This is a genomic window from Acinetobacter sp. RW6 (genome assembly GCF_041956835.1).
Classification (GTDB): Bacteria; Pseudomonadota; Gammaproteobacteria; order Pseudomonadales; family Moraxellaceae; genus Acinetobacter; species Acinetobacter calcoaceticus.
In genome coordinates, this window is the sequence record NZ_CP167121.1 from 2,550,010 (window position 1) to 2,569,087 (window position 19,078).

At 38.3% G+C, this 19,078-nt stretch carries 16 protein-coding genes, 2 tRNA genes, 1 other RNA gene and 1 pseudogene; 9 read left to right on the forward strand and 11 right to left on the reverse strand.

What is annotated here, in order from left to right; translation table 11 throughout:
* Window positions 1–289 precede the first annotated feature (289 nt).
* From ACB088_RS12055 to ACB088_RS12075, 5 genes are all read left to right on the forward strand, one after another.
* Entirely contained in the window at window positions 290–1,519 is a 1,230-nt protein-coding gene (locus ACB088_RS12055; RefSeq protein WP_003653298.1) for a beta-ketoacyl synthase N-terminal-like domain-containing protein, read from the forward strand.
* A gap of 18 nt (window positions 1,520–1,537) precedes the next feature.
* Entirely contained in the window at window positions 1,538–1,990 is a 453-nt protein-coding gene (gene hemJ / locus ACB088_RS12060; protein WP_003653300.1) for a protoporphyrinogen oxidase HemJ, read from the forward strand.
* A 183-nt stretch (window positions 1,991–2,173) separates the two neighbouring features.
* Window positions 2,174–2,734, forward strand: coding sequence for a hypothetical protein (locus ACB088_RS12065; protein ID WP_375037086.1), 561 nt, complete (start codon window positions 2,174–2,176; stop codon window positions 2,732–2,734).
* 385 nt (window positions 2,735–3,119) lie between these two features.
* Window positions 3,120–4,745, forward strand: coding sequence for an NAD+ synthase (locus tag ACB088_RS12070; protein WP_375037087.1), 1,626 nt, complete (start codon window positions 3,120–3,122; stop codon window positions 4,743–4,745).
* Entirely contained in the window at window positions 4,738–5,766 is a 1,029-nt protein-coding gene (locus tag ACB088_RS12075) for a hypothetical protein (RefSeq protein WP_045436695.1), read from the forward strand. The genes ACB088_RS12070 and ACB088_RS12075 overlap by 8 nt, the downstream gene beginning before the upstream one ends.
* A 43-nt stretch (window positions 5,767–5,809) precedes the next feature.
* On the opposite strand, the gene ACB088_RS12080 is transcribed toward ACB088_RS12075, so the two are convergent.
* The 6 genes and pseudogenes from ACB088_RS12080 to coaD form a co-directional block, all read right to left on the reverse strand.
* Window positions 5,810–5,886, reverse strand: a tRNA-Met gene (locus ACB088_RS12080).
* 121 nt (window positions 5,887–6,007) lie between these two features.
* A pseudogene (locus ACB088_RS12085) lies at window positions 6,008–6,665 on the reverse strand (oxidoreductase); the annotation flags it as partial.
* 158 nt (window positions 6,666–6,823) lie between these two features.
* Window positions 6,824–6,900, reverse strand: a tRNA-Met gene (locus ACB088_RS12090).
* A gap of 63 nt (window positions 6,901–6,963) precedes the next feature.
* Window positions 6,964–7,319: RNase P RNA component class A (rnpB, locus tag ACB088_RS12095), an RNA gene on the reverse strand.
* Window positions 7,320–7,346: 27 nt separating this feature from the next.
* On the reverse strand, window positions 7,347–7,610 hold the full coding sequence (locus ACB088_RS12100; RefSeq protein WP_003653306.1) for a YfhL family 4Fe-4S dicluster ferredoxin: 264 nt from the start codon (window positions 7,608–7,610) through the stop codon (window positions 7,347–7,349).
* A 1-nt stretch (window position 7,611) separates the two neighbouring features.
* Window positions 7,612–8,103, reverse strand: coding sequence for a pantetheine-phosphate adenylyltransferase (gene coaD, locus ACB088_RS12105; RefSeq protein WP_004641605.1), 492 nt, complete (start codon window positions 8,101–8,103; stop codon window positions 7,612–7,614).
* 134 nt (window positions 8,104–8,237) lie between these two features.
* Between coaD and smpB the strand changes: the two genes are divergently transcribed.
* Window positions 8,238–8,714, forward strand: coding sequence for an SsrA-binding protein SmpB (gene smpB, locus ACB088_RS12110; RefSeq protein WP_004641603.1), 477 nt, complete (start codon window positions 8,238–8,240; stop codon window positions 8,712–8,714).
* Window positions 8,715–8,765: 51 nt separating this feature from the next.
* Here the strand turns inward: smpB and ACB088_RS12115 are convergent, their stop codons facing one another.
* The 4 genes from ACB088_RS12115 to rluD all read right to left on the reverse strand — a co-directional run bounded on the left by ACB088_RS12115 (window position 8,766) and on the right by rluD (window position 12,735).
* Window positions 8,766–10,037 carry a hypothetical protein gene (locus ACB088_RS12115; protein ID WP_198497036.1) on the reverse strand — a complete coding sequence of 424 codons (1,272 nt, stop codon included), beginning with the start codon at window positions 10,035–10,037 and terminating at the stop codon, window positions 8,766–8,768.
* Between the two features lie 153 nt (window positions 10,038–10,190).
* Window positions 10,191–10,742, reverse strand: a complete 552-nt coding sequence (locus tag ACB088_RS12120) for a flavodoxin family protein (protein ID WP_017392275.1) — start codon at window positions 10,740–10,742, stop codon at window positions 10,191–10,193.
* Window positions 10,743–10,934: 192 nt separating this feature from the next.
* Entirely contained in the window at window positions 10,935–11,672 is a 738-nt protein-coding gene (pgeF, locus tag ACB088_RS12125) for a peptidoglycan editing factor PgeF (protein WP_375037088.1), read from the reverse strand.
* Window positions 11,673–11,682: 10 nt separating this feature from the next.
* Window positions 11,683–12,735: a 23S rRNA pseudouridine(1911/1915/1917) synthase RluD gene (rluD, locus tag ACB088_RS12130; RefSeq protein WP_005042691.1), complete on the reverse strand. Its 1,053-nt coding sequence runs from the start codon at window positions 12,733–12,735 to the stop codon at window positions 11,683–11,685.
* Window positions 12,736–12,806: 71 nt separating this feature from the next.
* Here rluD and ACB088_RS12135 point away from each other — a divergent pair, with 71 nt between their 5' ends.
* On the forward strand, window positions 12,807–13,970 hold the full coding sequence (locus tag ACB088_RS12135) for an outer membrane protein assembly factor BamD (protein ID WP_375037089.1): 1,164 nt from the start codon (window positions 12,807–12,809) through the stop codon (window positions 13,968–13,970).
* Window positions 13,971–14,127: 157 nt separating this feature from the next.
* On the forward strand, window positions 14,128–15,996 hold the full coding sequence (locus ACB088_RS12140; protein WP_375037090.1) for a DNA primase: 1,869 nt from the start codon (window positions 14,128–14,130) through the stop codon (window positions 15,994–15,996).
* Here ACB088_RS12140 and hemA read toward each other — a convergent pair.
* Window positions 15,993–17,276, reverse strand: a complete 1,284-nt coding sequence (gene hemA, locus ACB088_RS12145) for a glutamyl-tRNA reductase (protein ID WP_375037091.1) — start codon at window positions 17,274–17,276, stop codon at window positions 15,993–15,995. The genes ACB088_RS12140 and hemA overlap by 4 nt on opposite strands.
* A gap of 88 nt (window positions 17,277–17,364) precedes the next feature.
* Between hemA and ACB088_RS12150 the strand changes: the two genes are divergently transcribed.
* Window positions 17,365–19,074: a tetratricopeptide repeat protein gene (locus ACB088_RS12150; protein WP_375038803.1), complete on the forward strand. Its 1,710-nt coding sequence runs from the start codon at window positions 17,365–17,367 to the stop codon at window positions 19,072–19,074.
* The last annotated feature ends 4 nt before the right edge of the window (window positions 19,075–19,078 follow it).

Below are 19,078 nucleotides of genomic sequence, written 5' to 3' on the forward strand. Positions count from 1 at the left end.
GATTTTTTAATTTATCTAATTAGACACAAATACTAGGTGGAATGTGGATTTATCTCAACTTGTATGTGTGTATTTTAGTTAACCCTAAATGCAACATACCATGTATTTAGTTATTTTTTTAAATGTAAAATTGTCATAAAGATTTGCCATAAGAAATAAAAATCCTTTCTGCTATCATGTTAACAACGAAAAAACATGAGTCTTGTTTTCTTATAGCTATATTCTCCTATTCATTTTCATAGCTGTTGATCACGATAGACTCTTAATATCACCATAAAGGGACCTGTAGATGAAACGTGTTGTAATCACTGGTATGGGTATTAACTCATGTATCGGTAACTCTTTAGAAGCAGTTACTCATTCACTTCAAAACGGAATCTCCGGGACACGTTTTAACCCAACTTATGCTGAACTCAATTTTAAAAGTCATGTGAGCGCTGCTGCGGAACAAGATTTTGATCATATTGACCGTAAGTTAAAACGCTTTATGGGCGTATGTGCAATGTACGCTTACAATGCTGCTGTAGCTGCTGTTGAACATGCAGGACTTACTGCTGAGCAAATCGGTGGTAATCCACGTTACGGTATCGCAGGCGGTTCAGGTGGTGGTTCAACTGCATCTGTTGTTGAAATGACTGAGCTTTTAGAGACTAAAGGTGCACGTAAAGTAGGACCTTTCTTCGTACCACGCAACATGTCAAACACGATTACTGCAAACGTAGGTGTTGCATTCAAACTACAAGGTATTGCTCATACTATTACGAGTGCTTGTGCAACTTCTGCTGACGCAATTGGTTATGCGTACAACCTTATTCAACTTGGCAAACAAGATCTTATGCTTGCTGGTGGTGGTGAAGAAGATCATTGGTCTCAAAGTTTATTATTTGATGCAATGGGTGCGCTTTGCTCGAAATATAATGAAACTCCAGAAACAGCATCTCGTCCATATTCAGCAGACCGCGACGGTTTCGTTATTGCTGGCGGTGGTGGTTTTGTCGTACTTGAATCACTTGAACACGCTCAAGCACGTGGTGCCAACATTTTAGCTGAAGTGGTTGGTTATGCTGCAAACAGCGATGGCGCAGACATGGTTGCTCCGAGTGGTGAAGGCGCTACACGTTGTGTATTAATGGCACTTGAAGAAGCTAAACAACATGGCGTAGAAAAAATTGACTATGTAAATACACATGGTACATCTACTCCAGCTGGCGACATTACAGAACTTAAAGCAATGGAACGTGCATTTGGCGAAGGCAATGTACCTCCTCTTAGCTCAACCAAATCTATGACAGGTCATAGCTTAGGTGCAGCTGGTGTACAAGAAGCCATTTACTCAGTTCTAATGATGCAAAATGACTTTATTGCACCAAATATTAATGTGACTGAACTAGATGAAGGCGCAAAACCTTTTGATATCGTACTTGAAAAACGTGATGCAAAATTGAATACTGTAATGAGTAACAGTTTTGGCTTTGGCGGTGTTAACGCTTGCCTTATTTTCAAAAAGTGGGATGCATAATCCCACCTAGGATTATCGATGGATGCACCTTCTGATGCTTTTTTGTGGGTAAAAGCATTACATATTATTGCTGTGGTTTGTTGGTTCGCTGCTTTGTTCTACTTACCACGTTTATATGTTTACCATGCCATGAGTGAAGATGCTGCTAGTCATCAACGCTTTGAAATAATGGAACGTAAGTTGTATCGCGGAATTATGTGGCCTTCTATGATTGCCACATTAATTACCGCCCATTTTCTTGTGGAATGGGGCGATGCAACTCGACATTACCATCAGGCAACATGGTTTTATCTTAAAGTTGCTTTAGTCGCTTTATTAGTCATCTACCATTTGGTATGTGGCTACTATCGTAAAAAACTTATCGGAAATGCACACTATAAATCACATAGGTTCTGGCGTTTCTTTAATGAAATGCCAACTTTAATCTTATTTGCTGTAGTGATTTTAGTTGTCGTAAAGCCTCAGTTTTAACTGGGGTTTTTGCTTTTCCGAGCAATTTCTTTAATTTAGACAATAAAAACTCGCAGAGTTATCCTTATATTTAACTTTTTTCAATCAAAAGCATAAAATCAACACTCTCTTAAAGTTATACCCAATGAGTAACTCCGACCCTTTATTTACTAATAAGTAATCTATACTATCCTAAAGAAATAGATGAACTTATTTAATGGCAAAGCTATGCTAACTTTTAATGCCCTTAAACGCTCAACCCAACAACAATTTATACTTCTTACACTTTTTATTTTTCGTCACTTAAAAAACTATCCCATCAGATATCTGACTGCTCAAGAAAAAGTATTAGCACAACTCGTTTTCGGTGACATGCTCAATTGCGAACAACCTAAAATTATTGCTACTCGTTATTTACCTTGGCAATCTCGCGGTATTTTTATGGCGCCAAACGGAAATATTTATGTCAATCCTTCCGATTACAGTGAAAATTACGCACTAGAATCTAAATTTATGCAGGGTATTTTTATTCACGAACTCACTCATGTCATGCAATATCAAAAAGGTATTCATGTACTACTTAAAGGTGCATTGTTGCAATCGGCCTATTATCTTAGCTTTAAAAATTACAATCCCTATAAATACACCTACTCTCCCCACAAGGCGTTTAGCTCTTATAACATTGAGCAACAAGGTGAAATTGCCCGTGACATTTGCTCTGGGAAAATCCCAAATATTATCTGTTCACCTCAGCTTCATTTGTAACTAAATAATCAGTCTTTCTTTGAACGTAACATTTTTTGCTTAATGTAAATGAGAATTCTTATAAATCAGAAATACTTATCTAAACAAGAAAATCACGCTTACTTAATTCAAATTATTGAAAAAAATATAACGCGCTTATTCCAAATTGGCTTGTGATAAGGCAGTATACAAACAATAAAAATAATGAAGCCTGTTTCTATTCTATACAGAAAATCTCGTTATTTTTACGCAGAAAATATGTGATTGGTATATATTATTGATCTTGACATTTTTGTTTACTATTTTAATTGTTTACTATCGTATCATACACATCGTTGAAAAATTATATCTATAAAAATCAACACTGTGTGTATCTATATTCGTTATGATCTAGGATTAGGTTTGAATGAAAAGTTTTAAAGTTGCCCTTGCTCAGTTTTCTCCGCATATTGGCAATATTGACTCAAACACCAAAAAGATGATTGAGCAAGTGAATCAGGCGAAAAAACAAGACGCTGACCTGATTATTTTTCCCGAGCTTTCTGTTATTGGTTATCCAGCTGAAGACTTACTGTTACGTCCAAATTTAAACAAACGTATGCAAAAGGCTTTTGCTCAACTTGCCGAAGTTAAAGATATTGTCATGGTTTTCGGATTTGTGAACCAGACAGAAGATGGTCAACGTTATAATTCTGCTGCTGTCATGAAAGACGGTCAAGTTTTGGGTGTTTTTAACAAACACAATTTACCAAACTATGGCGTCTTTGATGAAAAACGTTATTTCCAAGAAGGTCATCAACATTTGGTGTTTGAATATCTTGGACATAAGTTTGGCGTATTGATCTGTGAAGATATCTGGTCAATTAATACCGTAAAACAGTTAAGCCAATTGAATGTTGATACTGTTCTTGTACTTAATGCATCACCATATGAAGTCGGTAAACCACAACACCGTACACAAACCTTAAGTGAACTTGCAAAACAACTTCACCTGAACATTGTTTATGTTAACCAAGTGGGTGGACAAGACGATTTAATTTTTGATGGCACAAGTTTTGTCAGTAACAAAAATGGTGAAATTGCTTTACAAGCACCGAGCTTTAAAGAAGACCTTTATATTGCTGAATTTGACCATAAAAATAAATCATTTAAAGCCACTGAATCTGCTCCTGCATTAGAAACTTTTGCAGAGATCTATCAAGGCTTAGTCATGGCTACACGTGATTACGTCGAGCGTTCTGGTTTTCCCGGTGTAATTTTAGGTTTATCTGGCGGTATCGACTCCGCCCTTACATTAGCTATTGCTGTTGATGCAATCGGTGCAGAAAAAGTACAAGCCGTAATGATGCCTTATACCTACACTTCTCAAATTAGTGTAGAAGATGCAGCAGAACAAGCTCGTCGTATGGGTGTGACTTTCGGTATTGCGGAAATACATTCAGTTGTAAATAGCTTTATGCAAACCTTGTATCCTTTCTTTGGCAACTCACCAGCAGATGCAACCGAAGAGAATTTACAAGCGCGCGCGCGCGGTACATTACTCATGGGTTTATCAAATAAATTTGGTAATTTAGTACTCGCTACTGGCAATAAGTCTGAGCTTTCAGTTGGCTACTGTACACTTTATGGTGATATGGTTGGTGGTTTTGCTGTTCTAAAAGATGTTTATAAAACGATCGTATTTGAATTGGCAAAATACCGTAATAGCTTAAGTGAAACTCCGGTTATTCCTGAGCGTGTAATTACTCGCCCACCTTCAGCAGAACTTCGCCCAGACCAAAAAGACCAAGATTCTTTACCCCCATATGATGTATTGGATGCCATCCTTTACGCATATATTGAAGAAGATTTAGGTCAGGCAGATATTATTGCCAAAGGTTTTGATAAAGAAGTTGTTGAAAAAGTCATCCGTTTAGTTGATCGTAATGAATACAAACGTCGTCAAGGTGCTATCGGTCCGAGAATTACCTCTCGTGCATTTAGCCGCGAACGACGTTATCCGATTATCAACGGTTGGACAGCGAATGACTGAGCAAAAAAACTCATCAAAAACCACAACACTTGCTCAAGCACTTTTGCTTGAGCAAGTGGAATTTTTCAAAAAACAATTATCTATAGAAAACTCACCTATTTACTTCCGGCAGTTCATTCAACTTTTTATGCAGCATGCCGATGAAATCAAACTTCATGAAGTGGTTGATTTAGAACAATTACAAGCTGTTGTGAAACGCTATGCTTTTGAAATGCAGCTAGGTGCTGGTTTACTTGAGTTTATTGGGGAAATTGCCCAGCGTATTTACTTAACTGCCTTGAAATCTCCAATACAGCTACAAGATCTAGTATCCGATCATCAATTTGAAATGTGGCTCTCCAAATTTTTGGAAATGGAGCATATTCCTCATTATCTCAACCAGTTTTTAAGAACTAGCCCCGCCGTTCAACAACTTTGCCAATATATTGCGACCTCGACCTTAGAACAGAAAATACCAAAATTTCTAAATGCATCTAGAGTAGATGACTATCATTTTGAATGGCAACATAAACTCAAAAAATTCTCTTTTTTACAACAACAACGTCTTGAGCATAAACTTGAAACTTGGATTGCCAGCTTTATTCACGAGCAACTCACAGAGTTAAGTCTTTTGTCGACTGAAGATTTAGAAAGTCTGATACGACATGTCTGGGAAGATCTTAGACATAAAAAAATGTATGAGTTTATGAAACAGTTAACTCCTCTTGATGTTGAAGAGTTCTTTGTTTTAATTTACGAATATTGGAAAGAATTACGCCAGTCACAATTTATGCAAGATCTTATTTTGTATGGCGTAGAAGTTTTTTATGAATTTTACAAAGACGAGAGTTTATTTGAAGTATTAAGTGAGATTGGTTTAACCGAAACCGATTTACAAACTGAAGCTTTACGTTTTTACCCTAAAGTCATGAATGTCTTTAATGAACACGGTATTTTAGAGCCGTTACTTCAAACGATTTTAGCTCCTTTTTATCAAAGCCCAAAAACACTCGATATGATTGAAAAACATTTTAATGAGTAAAAAAAAGACAAAAAGAAACCATGCATGAGCATGGTTTTTAAAATGGTGGCTATGACGAGACTTGAACTTGTGACCCCCGCATTATGAGTGCGGTGCTCTAACCAACTGAGCTACATAGCCGTAAACTGTGTGCGCATTATCTATAGTTCTACAGAACAGGTCAAGAGTCCAAAACTATTAAATTCCACCAAATGAACAAATAAGATTCAGATCACCTTTGTTTGTTCATTTTTTAGCAAATCTATGTTTTAAATAATTGATCGACCAAAGAAATGTATGAAAAATCTAATACTAGTTTTTTACCTTTTGCCCGCAATCTCCAAATCATCATACTCAGCGGTGAAGTCTTTCCTGTATCACCAAGATATTGATCAAAATGTTCTGCTTTACCTTCCAAAATAGCAGTTTCACATGTATCGCATCCCCGTTCACAACATAGGCATTCAATATCAATATTTAATATTTCGATCGCTTATAAAATTGACTAGTTACTTTGTACTTCATTTTCTGATTAGACTTGTCGAATACATCCGTAAAAGCCTTCCCTCCCACCTTCTGGAACTGTTGAAGCAAATTGTTCCCAATGAATGTATTCATCAAGGTAACAATGCTTATTACAACAATTAATCACAGCATCAATTATTGGTTTCAGTCCACATACATAGACATATATTTCTTTAGATTGTAATGAAATCAATTCGCCTAAGTTAAGCACACAACCTTCTGCGTCAACATAGCTGAACACATACTTTGTATCTTTCTGTTTTAGCTCATCTAACAAAGCTGTATGTTCAAGCGCACCGTAAGCTTAATATAACTCGTACTCTGTGCCCCACGTGCTACGAGCTCATCCATTTGAGATAAGAATGGTAATACCCAATACCACCTGCAATTAAGATGCTTATTGCCTTAAGCTAACAGGAATAATTTTTAAATATAAATAAGCTAATAAAAAAAATCAAAAACATCTCATCATTATAAAGTCAGTCTTTACAAACTGTGTTTAATCAAAAAAACAAGCATAAAAAAAGACCACGCAGGAGCGTGGTCTATAAAATGGTGGCTATGACGAGACTTGAACTTGTGACCCCCGCATTATGAGTGCGGTGCTCTAACCAACTGAGCTACATAGCCTTAAACTGTGCGCGCATTATCTTAGTTTCTTTAATGCACGTCAAGAAAAATTTTAAATAAATTAGGTGAAGTGAGCCTATAAGCCGGGTTCTGTCGAGGATGGTCATTCCTCTAGGCGTACAATCACTCATACGCTCAAGCGACCTACCCGAATCCAGTACGGGCCGTACCTCAGGATTCCTATTTGGTCTTGCTTCTGGTGGGGTTTACCATGCCGTGAACTGTTACCAGACACGCGGTGCGCTCTTACCGCACCCTTTCACCCTTACCTCACGAATGAGGCGGTCTACTCTCTGCTGCACTTTCCGTCGGCTTTCACCGCCCAGGCGTTACCTGGCACCCTGCCCTATGAAGCCCGGACTTTCCTCCCCTGCTTCAGTCACGAAGACCTCCACAGCAGCGACCATCCAGCTCACTTCAGGGGCGCATATTAACAAATTTATTTACTAATTGCTCGTGCTTTTTTGAGCAATTAATTTTTTATATTTGTCGAATAGCTGTTCTTCCGTTTCCTCATGCTCTGGATCTTTAGGAATACAATCTACAGGACAAAACAATTGGCATTGCGGTTGGTCATGATGACCAACGCATTCAGTGCACAAGTCTGGATGAATTTCATAAATCACTTCACCCATGAAAATTGCTTCATTCGGGCAAACTGGTTCACAAACATCACAGTTTATGCATTCATCGGTGATATATAACGACACGTTACCAACCTTGTTGATGTTTACGTTCAAAGGCCTCAACCACAGCTTGCGGAACAAACTTGGTTACATCCCCTTTTAAACGAGCAATTTCCCGAATCAATGTCGAAGAAATAAAAGAGTACTGCTCAGATGGTGTTAAAAACACCGCTTCAAAATGTGGGTCAAGTTGACGGTTCATATTGGCAAGTTGAAATTCATATTCAAAATCAGAAACCGCCCTTAAACCACGAAGTACTGCGGTTGCCTTTTGTTCTTTGAAAAAATTAACCAGTAAACCATCGAAGCCTACAAATTCAACATTTGATAGATGGCTTAAAGATGATTGTGCCAGTTCAACTCTTTCTTCTAGACTGAACAAGGGGTTCTTATGATGTCCAATTGCAATTGCTACTACAACCTCATCAAACATTCTTGATGCTCTAGTAACTAAATCAACGTGTCCATTCGTGATGGGGTCAAATGTTCCAGGATAAATTACACGCGTTTTAGACATCCGCTAGTACTCTAATTGTATTGTGAACCTATTTTAGCAAAAGTTATACATGAGGCGAAATATTCATGTGCAGGAAAAACTTCACCTTAGCATCAGTTTACGGCACAATAGGCATAATTGTGGAAGTTTGAATTATGGCGAAAGCAACAGTAGTGAAAAAACACAATGGCGGAACAATCGCACAAAATAAACGTGCCCGTCATGATTATTTTATCGAAGAAAAATTTGAAGCTGGTATGTCACTTCAAGGTTGGGAAGTAAAATCCTTACGTGCTGGGCGTATGACTTTGACGGAAAGTTATGTCATTTTCAAGAATGGCGAAGCATTTTTACTTGGCTCACAAATTCAGCCTTTATTATCGGCTTCGACCCATGTGGTACCTGAAGCAACACGTACCCGTAAGTTATTGCTCTCCCGCCGTCAGCTTGAACACCTGATGGGTGCAGTTAACCAAAAAGGTTACTCTTGCGTTCCTTTGGCATGTTACTGGAAAGGTCATTTAGTCAAACTAGAAATTGCGCTTGTGAAGGGTAAACAACTTCATGACAAACGTGCAACTGAAAAAGACCGTGACTGGCAACGTGATAAAGCTCGTATATTTCATAAGTAATAAAAAAACCTTTAAAGTTAACTTTAAAGGTTTTTTTATGTCACTTTGAATTTAGCAGAATTTTAAATTACCGTAACAGTTTGGTGCAAAAGATTGATTTTTAAGTTGTAAATCTTTCAATGGGAAATTCACAATCGTATTGGGTAATTTAACTTCACCAACTGCTAAGTCTTCACCAAACAAACAATTTAAAAGATTACATCTCACTGGGTTTGCGGTTAAATAACCACTAATTGGACCTACCACCTGCTTTAAAACATCATTAGTTATCTCAATTTGTTTACTTGGCGTAACATTGCCAATATCAATTTCATCATCAAAAGCCATCCACCACCCCCGTTCTGCTGCTGCATCTGCACCTGGCCAAAATATTTGTTGGCCTTGTAAAGAAAGCGAGAAAGGATTGTTTAATTCAATTTTATGAATAAATCCTAAGTTTTGATCAACTGTGAGCGCCGCTCTTAATCCGGTAATGCTACCCGTTACATTTTTTTGTAAATTTAATAGACCAAGTGCTGCATTAATAGAAGCTTTCAGATCTCCAGAGAAATTAAGCTGATCGATATTTGCTACCCCGTTCAGCATGACATTATTCATTCGTGAACCAGAAATCACTTGCCCGTTGATCACAATAGGTGCAGTGGTCTGTTGTAATTGCAAATTATAATCAGACGAGTTAAATCCTAAAGGAATACAAATCCCGATACATGCATTAACAGTCCCATCAATGGTCTTGCCTGTATCTTGATAAGACATATTACGAGCAGCGGTATAAGCTAAACCAGTGGTATCTTTAATTTTCATGTAACCACTTAAGCTATTAATTCCATTTGGTGTTTCTGAATTTTCAAGCCCCATAGTCAGCAGTCCCATAACCTTTTCAGCACTTAAACGAAAACCTTTAATTTCTCTTAAGGCTGCGCTGTCTGGATTTTTAATTGCAAATTCAATAAAGGGATTACTAAAAACAGCAGAAGAAGAAGCTCGCCCATCACTGGTATCACTTAAACCACTTAAACTTAAGTTATCAATATCAATATCACACCCACCTAAACCGTTTACGCCCCCACATCCTAATTGCAACTTATTAACATTGGCATTTAATTCAAGATTTGCCTCTAAACCCAATTTATAAAAGCCAATATTTTGCTGATTCATTGAAGCATCAGCTTGTTTTGGGTCGGTATAGGTAAATGAAAATAATGCCTGAGCTTCAACTTTAGAAAGTTCTGAATCACTGAGTGGAACAAGATTTGCAGATTCTAAATTGGCGTAGCTTAAGGTAGCCCAACTTAGACAAAGAGCTGTTAAAAAAATTTTCATGATTATTCCATTTTTTTATTTATTAAGTTTTGGACATCATTGTCCAAATAAACCATTTGGTAAAAAATAATCAAAAAAGAACAAAAAAAATACAACATTTTTGTAATTAGATTAAAAATTAAATATTTATCTATATAAAATCAAATACTTATTTTAACTTATGCGATAAAGTAATCCAGCAATATATTCACCAAACCATTTAGCTGTATCTAAGTCACCTTGTGGAGGAGTGATCTCAACAGGGGCGTTATCTGATTGTGTCATTAAGCCTAAACAACTCGATAATCGGTTTAAATCTTTTTCACTATGCCCTGTAGTCATTAAAGGCAAACCTGACCAAAGCATGCCATGTTGCATGGCAAAAATATTTAATTGTTGTAATACCGCTAGTTTATCGCCACTCAATCCGCCCGAATTTGCAAAGCCAGCCGCAAGCTTGCCTTGCCATAAGCGCTCCTTCCAACGCTTAGAAGTACTGTCCATAAACTTTTTAAAGTCGGCAGTCATACTTCCCATATAAGTAGGAGATCCGAAAATAATGCCTTGTGATGCATCAAGCGCATCCCAATCAATATGTTCAATATTCATTAGATGTACTTTCACCCCCATCACCTCTGCACCAGCAGCAATAGCGAAAGCTACCTTGGCGGTATGACCATATGGACTGTGGTAGACAATAGAGAGATGTTTTTCAGGCAAAGACATAAGATTAAAATTTTGAGCGATTTTTTCTATTTTATCATTTTATTAGCGCTTGCTAAACCTACATCTATAAATATGAAATACAAGCGTTTCAATACGGTTCACAATCGTAATATTTTCAAACTCAATAAAAACTCTCTTATTCTGTTTAATTACGACAAAATAAGAGAGTGAATTTACTTATGTTTATGAAGCTTATGTAAAAACAAAGGTAGCCATACGTCCAGTCTTCGCATCACGGCGATAAGAAAAATAATCATCGCTCTGTTGATAAGAGCATTGATCTCCACCTAAAACCTGTTTCACACCTAGACTCTGCAAAATAAAACGCGCAATTGCATATAAATCTGCATGAAATTTATTTGGAGCTGCCCCCTCAACAAAAGCTGTTTCTAACTCTGGATATTTATCACAAAAAGCAGCCTTTACTTCAGCCCCAATTTCAAAACAAGGTTGACTAATCGCAGCTCCTAACCATGCCCAAGTTGGAGAGTTCTGCATAGCGGCAACAGTATTTTCAATAATGCCGCCAGCTAAACCACGCCAACCCGCATGCAAGTTTGCGACTTCCGTACCTTCGGCATTTCCTAACACGACAGGTAAACAATCAGCGGTCATCATCATTAAAGCATGGCCTTTGGTTTGAGTGACCAAACCATCACCGATTAATGCCTTAAAAGGAATTTGTTCATTTACTGTATGGCAAATCGTACTATGTGTTTGAGTCATCCATGTCATTTTTTTAACACCGAACTGGGCAAACTCATCTAACAATATCATGCGATGTTGCTGAACACGTTGTGCCTCATCGTTGACATGTAAAGCCAGATTAAAGCCAGACAACTCAAGTTGATCCGTTGGTAATGCCAAAGGATGTTGAACACGTGTCTGGCCTACACATACGCCTTGAGGTAAACCTTGAACAAATTCCATATACGCGTCCTTAATATGCAGCGTTTTCTGAACGTAACACATTCACTAAATGTGTAAAATCTTCAGGCCACGGCGCTTCAAATAGCATTTCTTCACCAGTACGAGGATGTTTTAAGCCCAATTTAGCTGCATGCAACGCTTGGCGTTTAAAACCACGTAAAGTGTCAATGAGTAATTCAGACGCCCCTGCAGGTACACGTACACGGTTCATATAAATCTGATCGCCGATCAGTCCATAACCGATATAACTAAAATGCACACGAATCTGATGAGTTCGACCTGTTTCAAGACGAGCTTGTACACGAGTAAAATCTCTAAAGCGTTCTTTTACATTGTAATGGGTCACTGCATCGCGCCCACCCGGTAAAATCGCCATTTTCACACGGTCAACCGGATGGCGTTTGATAGGTTCATCAATAGTACCGCCAGCAATAATATTTCCATAAACAACTAAGTCGTATACACGGTAAACCGATTTATTTGCCAACTGCTTACTTAAAGAAAATTGTGCCTCAAGGCTCTTAGCAACGACTAACAAACCGCTGGTATCTTTATCAATACGATGCACTAAACCAGCGCGAGAAAGTTCCGACAATTTTGGGAAATGGTAAAGCAAGGCATTCACTAAAGTTCCAGAGCTATTGCCCGCCCCTGGATGCACTACCATGCCGACTGGTTTATTGATGACTAAAATGTCGTCATCTTCATAGACAATATTAAGTGGAATGTTTTCAGGTTGGCTCGTGGTCTGAGCTTCGAGCTCAACTTCGAGTGTAAGCAGTTCTGTCCCTTCACAACGGTGCTTTGGCTTGACAATGTTACCATTCACTAACAGATGGCCATCCTTCAACCATTGTTTAAGCTTTTCACGTGAAAACTCATTCCACACCAAGGCTGCTACCTGATCGATACGTTGTCCCAGATAGCTTTCATCTAGCTGAACTTGCAACGATAAACGTGTTGCAGTTGTATCAGAAGTATGGTTATCTGCATCCTCAGAATCTTCAAGTAAATTGAAGTCGGTTTCAGATAAGTTTGTGTTTGAAGATTGTGCTGAAGTCATTTGATCATTGAGATAAAAGTGGTTTAATAGCGCAATTGTAGCTCATTGCCCAACATAACAGAGGAGTTTTTATGTCGCTACCACGTTATAAAATTACGATGCTTGCCTTATCTTTAGGTTTAGCGTCTGCATTTGTGGGCTGTAGCAGCAATCCAAGTAAAAAAGAAGTGGTCGATAGTGGCCCACAATCTAGTGAACAAGCTTACTTCGAAAAGGCCCAAAAGTCGCTTGACCGTGGTCAATATCTTGATGCGACCAAGTCTTTAGAAGCAATCGATACTTATTATCCGACTGGACAATACGCACAACAAGCACAACTTGAACTTCTCTATTCGAAATTTAAGCAAAAAGATTATGAAGGCGCGATTGCCTTAGCGGAACGTTTTATTCGTTTAAATCCTCAGCATCCAAATGTGGATTATGCTTATTATGTTCGTGCTGTAGCGAATATGGAGCAAAACTACGATAGTTTGATGCGCTATACATCTTTGCAACAATCTCATCGTGATGTGAGCTATTTAAAAGTTGCTTATCAAAATTTTGTTGATTTAATTCGTCGTTTCCCAAGTAGCCAATATTCTGTTGATGCCGCTCAGCGCATGAAATTTATTGGACAAGAACTTGCTGAAAATGAAATGACTGCTGCACGCTTTAACGTTAAACGTAAAGCTTGGATCGCGGCTGCAGAGCGTTCTCAATGGGTAATTGAACACTATCCACAAACACCTCAAGTACCAGAAGCTTTAGCAACTTTGGCATACAGCTATGACAAATTAGGCGATAAAGCAACTTCACAACAATATATTGAAGTTTTAAAACTCAATTATCCTAACTTGGTGAAAAAAGACGGCACAGTTAACATGCGTGCTGCTCGTAAAGAAGGTAACTGGATTAACCGTGCGACCTTAGGTATTTTTGGCCGTGAATCTACTGCCGCAACACCAGAAAGCACAAGTGAATCAGAAGCTCCAAAACGTGGCTTCCTTAATCGTGTTAGCTTCGGTTTAATTGGCAATTCAGATAAAGAAGAAACTGCTGAACCAGAGAAAATACAAGTTGAAGCACCGAAATCAGAACGTAGTTGGACAAACCGTTTAAGCTTTGGTTTATTAGACAAACCTGAGCCACAAGCAGCAGAAAATACAACTGTTGCTCCTGCTGTTAGCTCTACAGATGTATCAACTGATACTCAGCCAGATGATGCAACGCAAGGTACTAGCGACGCTGCTCAATAAGTTACAAATTTTAAAAAGTACCAATAAACAGGCAAGTGATACCACTTGCCTGTTTGTTTTTATAAAATATTAAAATATTTATTGGATAGATCTTGCCTCATCATGTCAGAATATTCTGAATCACTCTCTCATCAGTTTTAATACGGTTATCTGAATTATGGCAATTCCACAACATACGATTGATCAAATTTTAGATCGCACAGATATTGTCGATCTGATTGGTCAGCGTGTGAAACTGAAAAAGACGGGACGTACATATTCCGGCTGTTGCCCTTTTCATCAAGAAAAATCTCCATCGTTCCATGTCTATCGAGACAAGCAGTATTATCACTGCTTTGGCTGTCAGGCCAACGGTAACGCCATCCGTTTTCTGATGGACATTGATAACCGAAACTTTATAGATGTAATGAAAGAGTTATCAAGTAGCGCTGGAGTCGAACTACCCAAAGATAATACCGAAAACAAAAAACTATCTTATACCCGTCAGGTTACCAAGCCACTAGTTGCTAAAGCAAATACGGCGGAGCCCGTGGTTCCTCAGCAACCAATAGATGACAGCTACAACACGCTTGAACCAGTATTTTTTGACGACCCTTTTGCCCAATTTGAACAGCCTTTCAACTTTGAGGAACCTGTTCAAGAAGGTAATTTATATGACTTACTGGAAAATATTGCCCAATTCTATGAACACCAATTACCTAACAGTCAAAAGGCAAAAAACTACTTTAAACAACGTGGCTTAACTAATCAGACTATTCAATTTTGGCGCTTAGGCTATGCACCAGAAGATTGGCAACACCTAGAAAAAGCTTTTCCTTATGACATTGATGGTTTAAAGCAGCTTGGACTTATCCGTTCAAGCGATAATGGTCGTGATTTTGACTTATTACGTGACCGTGTGATTTTCCCGATTCGAGACCCGAAAGGCCGCGTCGTTGGTTTTGGTGGGCGTGCCTTAAATGATGAGATCAAGCCCAAATACATTAACTCACCTGACTCAGAGGTCTTCCATAAAAATCAGCTACTTTACGGGCTTTATGAAGGTAGAAAACTTAAATCTAGCGACTGGTTAATGGTTGAAGGCTATATGGATGTCATTGCACTTCAGCAATATGGCATTACAGGGGCTGTAGCGACTTTAGGCACTGCAAGCAATACAGAACATCTTAATATTTTATTTAAACAAAATAGCCGTATTACCATTGCTTTTGACGGTGATGCTGCAGGTCAAAAAGCAGCACGCAGAACATTAGAAATTGCTTTACCATTACTCAATGATGGTCGCGAACTCAAATTTTTTGTTCTACCGAATGATCATGACCCCGACTCTCTGATCCGTCGTGAAGGGCTTGAAAATTTCCAAAAACTATTACAACAGTCTCCTCTTTTGTCTGATTTTGTCTTTGCTCATTTAACAGGTCAACATGACATTAGTACTCCTGAAGGCAAAAGCTTGGTCATGGGAGAACTTAGAGAACTAACTGAACTATTACCCAAACAGGGTTCTTTCCGTTATTTACTCAATCAATCTTTCCGTGAAAAACTCGGACTAGGTAAACGTTTTACACCACAAATCAGCCATGATGCCTCGCTCTCATTTAACATTCACACTAAAGATGAAGACTTTGCGATCGCAATTTTGATGCATCACCCTTTTCTTTATATTCATTTTGAAGGGTTACGTGCTTATATTCATCAAGATGAATTATTAGCAAAAGTACTGGCAATTTTAAATCGTATTTTTGATGACTTACCGGATGATCAAGAGCTGGCAACTTATTATGTTTTAGGTGCTTGTAGCAGCTATTGCCATGAAATTGCCGATATTATGCAAAGAACCAATATTCAGGCATTAACGCAGGCACCAGAAGTGGCCGACAAGTTAGCCCAAGAATATGCTTTAGGCCTAAAAGAAAGATATTTACGTCAGAAACTTAAATCGCCGATTTCTCTAATTGAATCAAGAAATTTAAGACAACAGCTTAATGAATTAACCAAACAAATTAGTTTAAGACTGTTGTCTTAATGTTTTGACTTACGCTCATGATCAAACACATCCTGTAAATGCTGTTGTAACCATTCAAAATAATCAGGATTTTCGGCCTTGGCAGCTTCGCGTAGCAAGATAGATGTCGGATGCATAAGCTTTTGCGTCAAACGATGCGCGAATTGCTGTAATACTTGCTCAGCATTCTCACCGTGATGCAAAGACTCTAATGCATGCGTCAGCTCTTGTTGGCTAACTTCTTCACTATGTTGGCGATAAGCATGAATTGTGCTGCCCGCCTCTTTAACTTTTTGATGGGTAATAAGCTGGGTAGCTAATTGATTCACCATCACTTCCGCTTCAACAGCTGCCTGACGACGTTGAGCGAGGTTTTCCTCAATCACACTTTGTAAATCATCAACACCATACAAATAGACGCCATCAAGCGCTTCAACTTTAGGATCTATATCACGGGGCACAGCTAAATCAACCATTAACATTTGTTGATAGCGACGTTTCTTTAATGCGGCCTTAACATCAGGATAAGCAATAACTTGATATAAACTACCAGTACAGCTCGACACAACATCAGCACGATACAAATTTTCAGCCAATGCTGAAAAATCAATAATTTCAACTTCAACCTGATGTGAAATCTCTTGAGCTAGTTGATCAGCACGCTCACGGCTACGATTACAAATAATAATTTTAGCGACGCCCATTTCAGCCAAATGTTTAGCAACCAAGCTATTCATTTCACCCGCAGCAACAACCATCACAGTAAGTTTTTCGGGCTTACTAAAAACCTGTAAAGCCAATTGTGCAACTGCATACCCCATCGAAACGGCATGGCTGCCCACCGCAGTTTCGGAACGTACACGTTTAGCTGCATAAAAAGCATATTCAAAAACACTGTTTAATTCAGGAGAGACCGCTTGGGCTTCTTTAGATAATGCCAAAGCGCTTTTAACCTGCCCTAAAATTTGCGGCTCACCTAGCATGAGAGAGTCTAAGCCGCTCGCTACTCGCATTAAATGTGTAATTGCCTGCGTGTTCTCGTAACGATAAACATGATGAATTAAGTGCTTTACATCAATATTATTGGCATCAGCTAACCATTTTAGAAGGCTTTCGGCATTTTCCGCCATGGCATAAACTTCTGTACGGTTACACGTCGAGACGACCACCAAATCCTTTAAGCTTTGGTGATGGCTTTGTTCGGCAAGCAAACGACTTAATCGCTCTGCATTGAAAGCGATTTGTTCGCGGAGTTCGACAGAAGCTGTTTGATGGTTGACACCCAATGCAAAGAAAGACATATCAGATCATCATTTCGCTAAATTTATGCTATTGTGCAACATCGGTGTCATAAAAAGCATTACTTTGGATCAATAAAAATTGCGTCAAATGAATAGCCGTATTAATTTTAACGGTGCTTCGATAAGACAGTATTCTACCACATTCTTATTGTTAGGTAGCATGTCCTCGCATGTCTATGCACGCCCTGTGCAAGAGACCTATGCCGTGCATTCATTTGATCAGGCATTAGAGCAAACTATGGTCGCTGAATTTGCTCTGGCTTATGATGACATTCCTAACGCTTTGCACAATTACACAGTACTCGCAATTAAAAGTAACTCTACTTCAATTAAACAGCGAGCTTTAGATGTTGCGCTTGAATATAATGATTTTCAAGCCGCTTTAAACATTGCTACACATTGGGTAGCTCAAGAACCCAAAGATGTACCTGCTTTATTCTATTTGTCCCATATTGCTTTAAAAACACATGAATACCAGCTTGCCGCTGAAACATTAGATAAAATTTTAAAAATAGATCCTACTGCCGACTTAGAACAAATTTTAGCCAGCATTGCTCCAGAGAATGCTCAAGATCGAGAAGTATTATTAACAGCTTTACGTTCTAGCTCTGAAAAAGACAACCCTTCTATTTTAGCGCTCATCGCCAATTTGGAAGCCCAAAATGGTCAATTAGAATCCGCTCTAACCAACATTAACAAAGCACTACGCCGACGTCCTAAAGTGACGAGCTTTATTTTAATGAAAGCAAACCTACTTATTGCTCTTAGCGATCAAGAAGGTGCGCTTAAATGGTATGCAAAGTCTAGCCGTAAATATAAGAAAAATTTAGATATTCGTTTAGCCGAAATCCGTTATCTTATACAACTTAATCAATCTCAACTGGCTTTAGAAAAGCTTGAAAACGTTATAGAGGCTAATCCCAAAGCTGAAGAAGCATTGTTTATAGCAGGCTTAACCAGCATTGATTTAAAGCAATATGACAAAGCAGAACAATATCTTGTTGACCTACGAAACTCTGCAAAATACCAAAATGAAGCTTATTACTACTTAGCAATTAATGCAGAACGCAAACAACATTATGAATCAGCAAAAGCTTACTATCGCTTAGTTGATGGCAGTTTATACGTTGTTTCAAGACGTAATCTGATTACGATTTATGATAAGCAGGATAATTTACACGATGCATTACGATTTCTAACCCAAGAACGTGTAAATTACCCTCAACATGCAAGTTTCTTATATCAAGCTCAAGCTGAAATTTTAAAGAAAATGGGCAATAAAAAAGCTGCCTTAAATTTATTAGATGAAGCGATAAAGAATTTACCGGATGATCCAGAACTCATTTATGCAGAAGTTTTATTACTTGATCCATATACTGACCGCGATAAACTCGATAAAACATTAAAGCAATTATTACAACTTGAGCCCAACAGCCCAACTTATCTAAATGCATATGCCTATACACTAGCCCTGCAAAACCGTAGGTTAAAAGAAGCACGTCAATATGCAGAGCAAGCCTTAGAATATGCTCCAGAACAAGCCTCAATTCTAGATACGCTTGGCTACATTGCATTTTTACAAAATGATTATGAAGGTGCAGCAGAAGCTTTAGGCAAAGCTTATGAACTCAGCCATAATGTAAATATTGGCGTTCGCTATGCTAAGGCATTGTATATGCAAGGATCATTAACTCAATTTAGCGCTGTGTTACAACAACTGAAACAAAAACATGCCAATGATCCACAATTACAACAGCTTGATGCGTTAATTTTACCTACATCTGCAAAAAAGAGTTAAACAT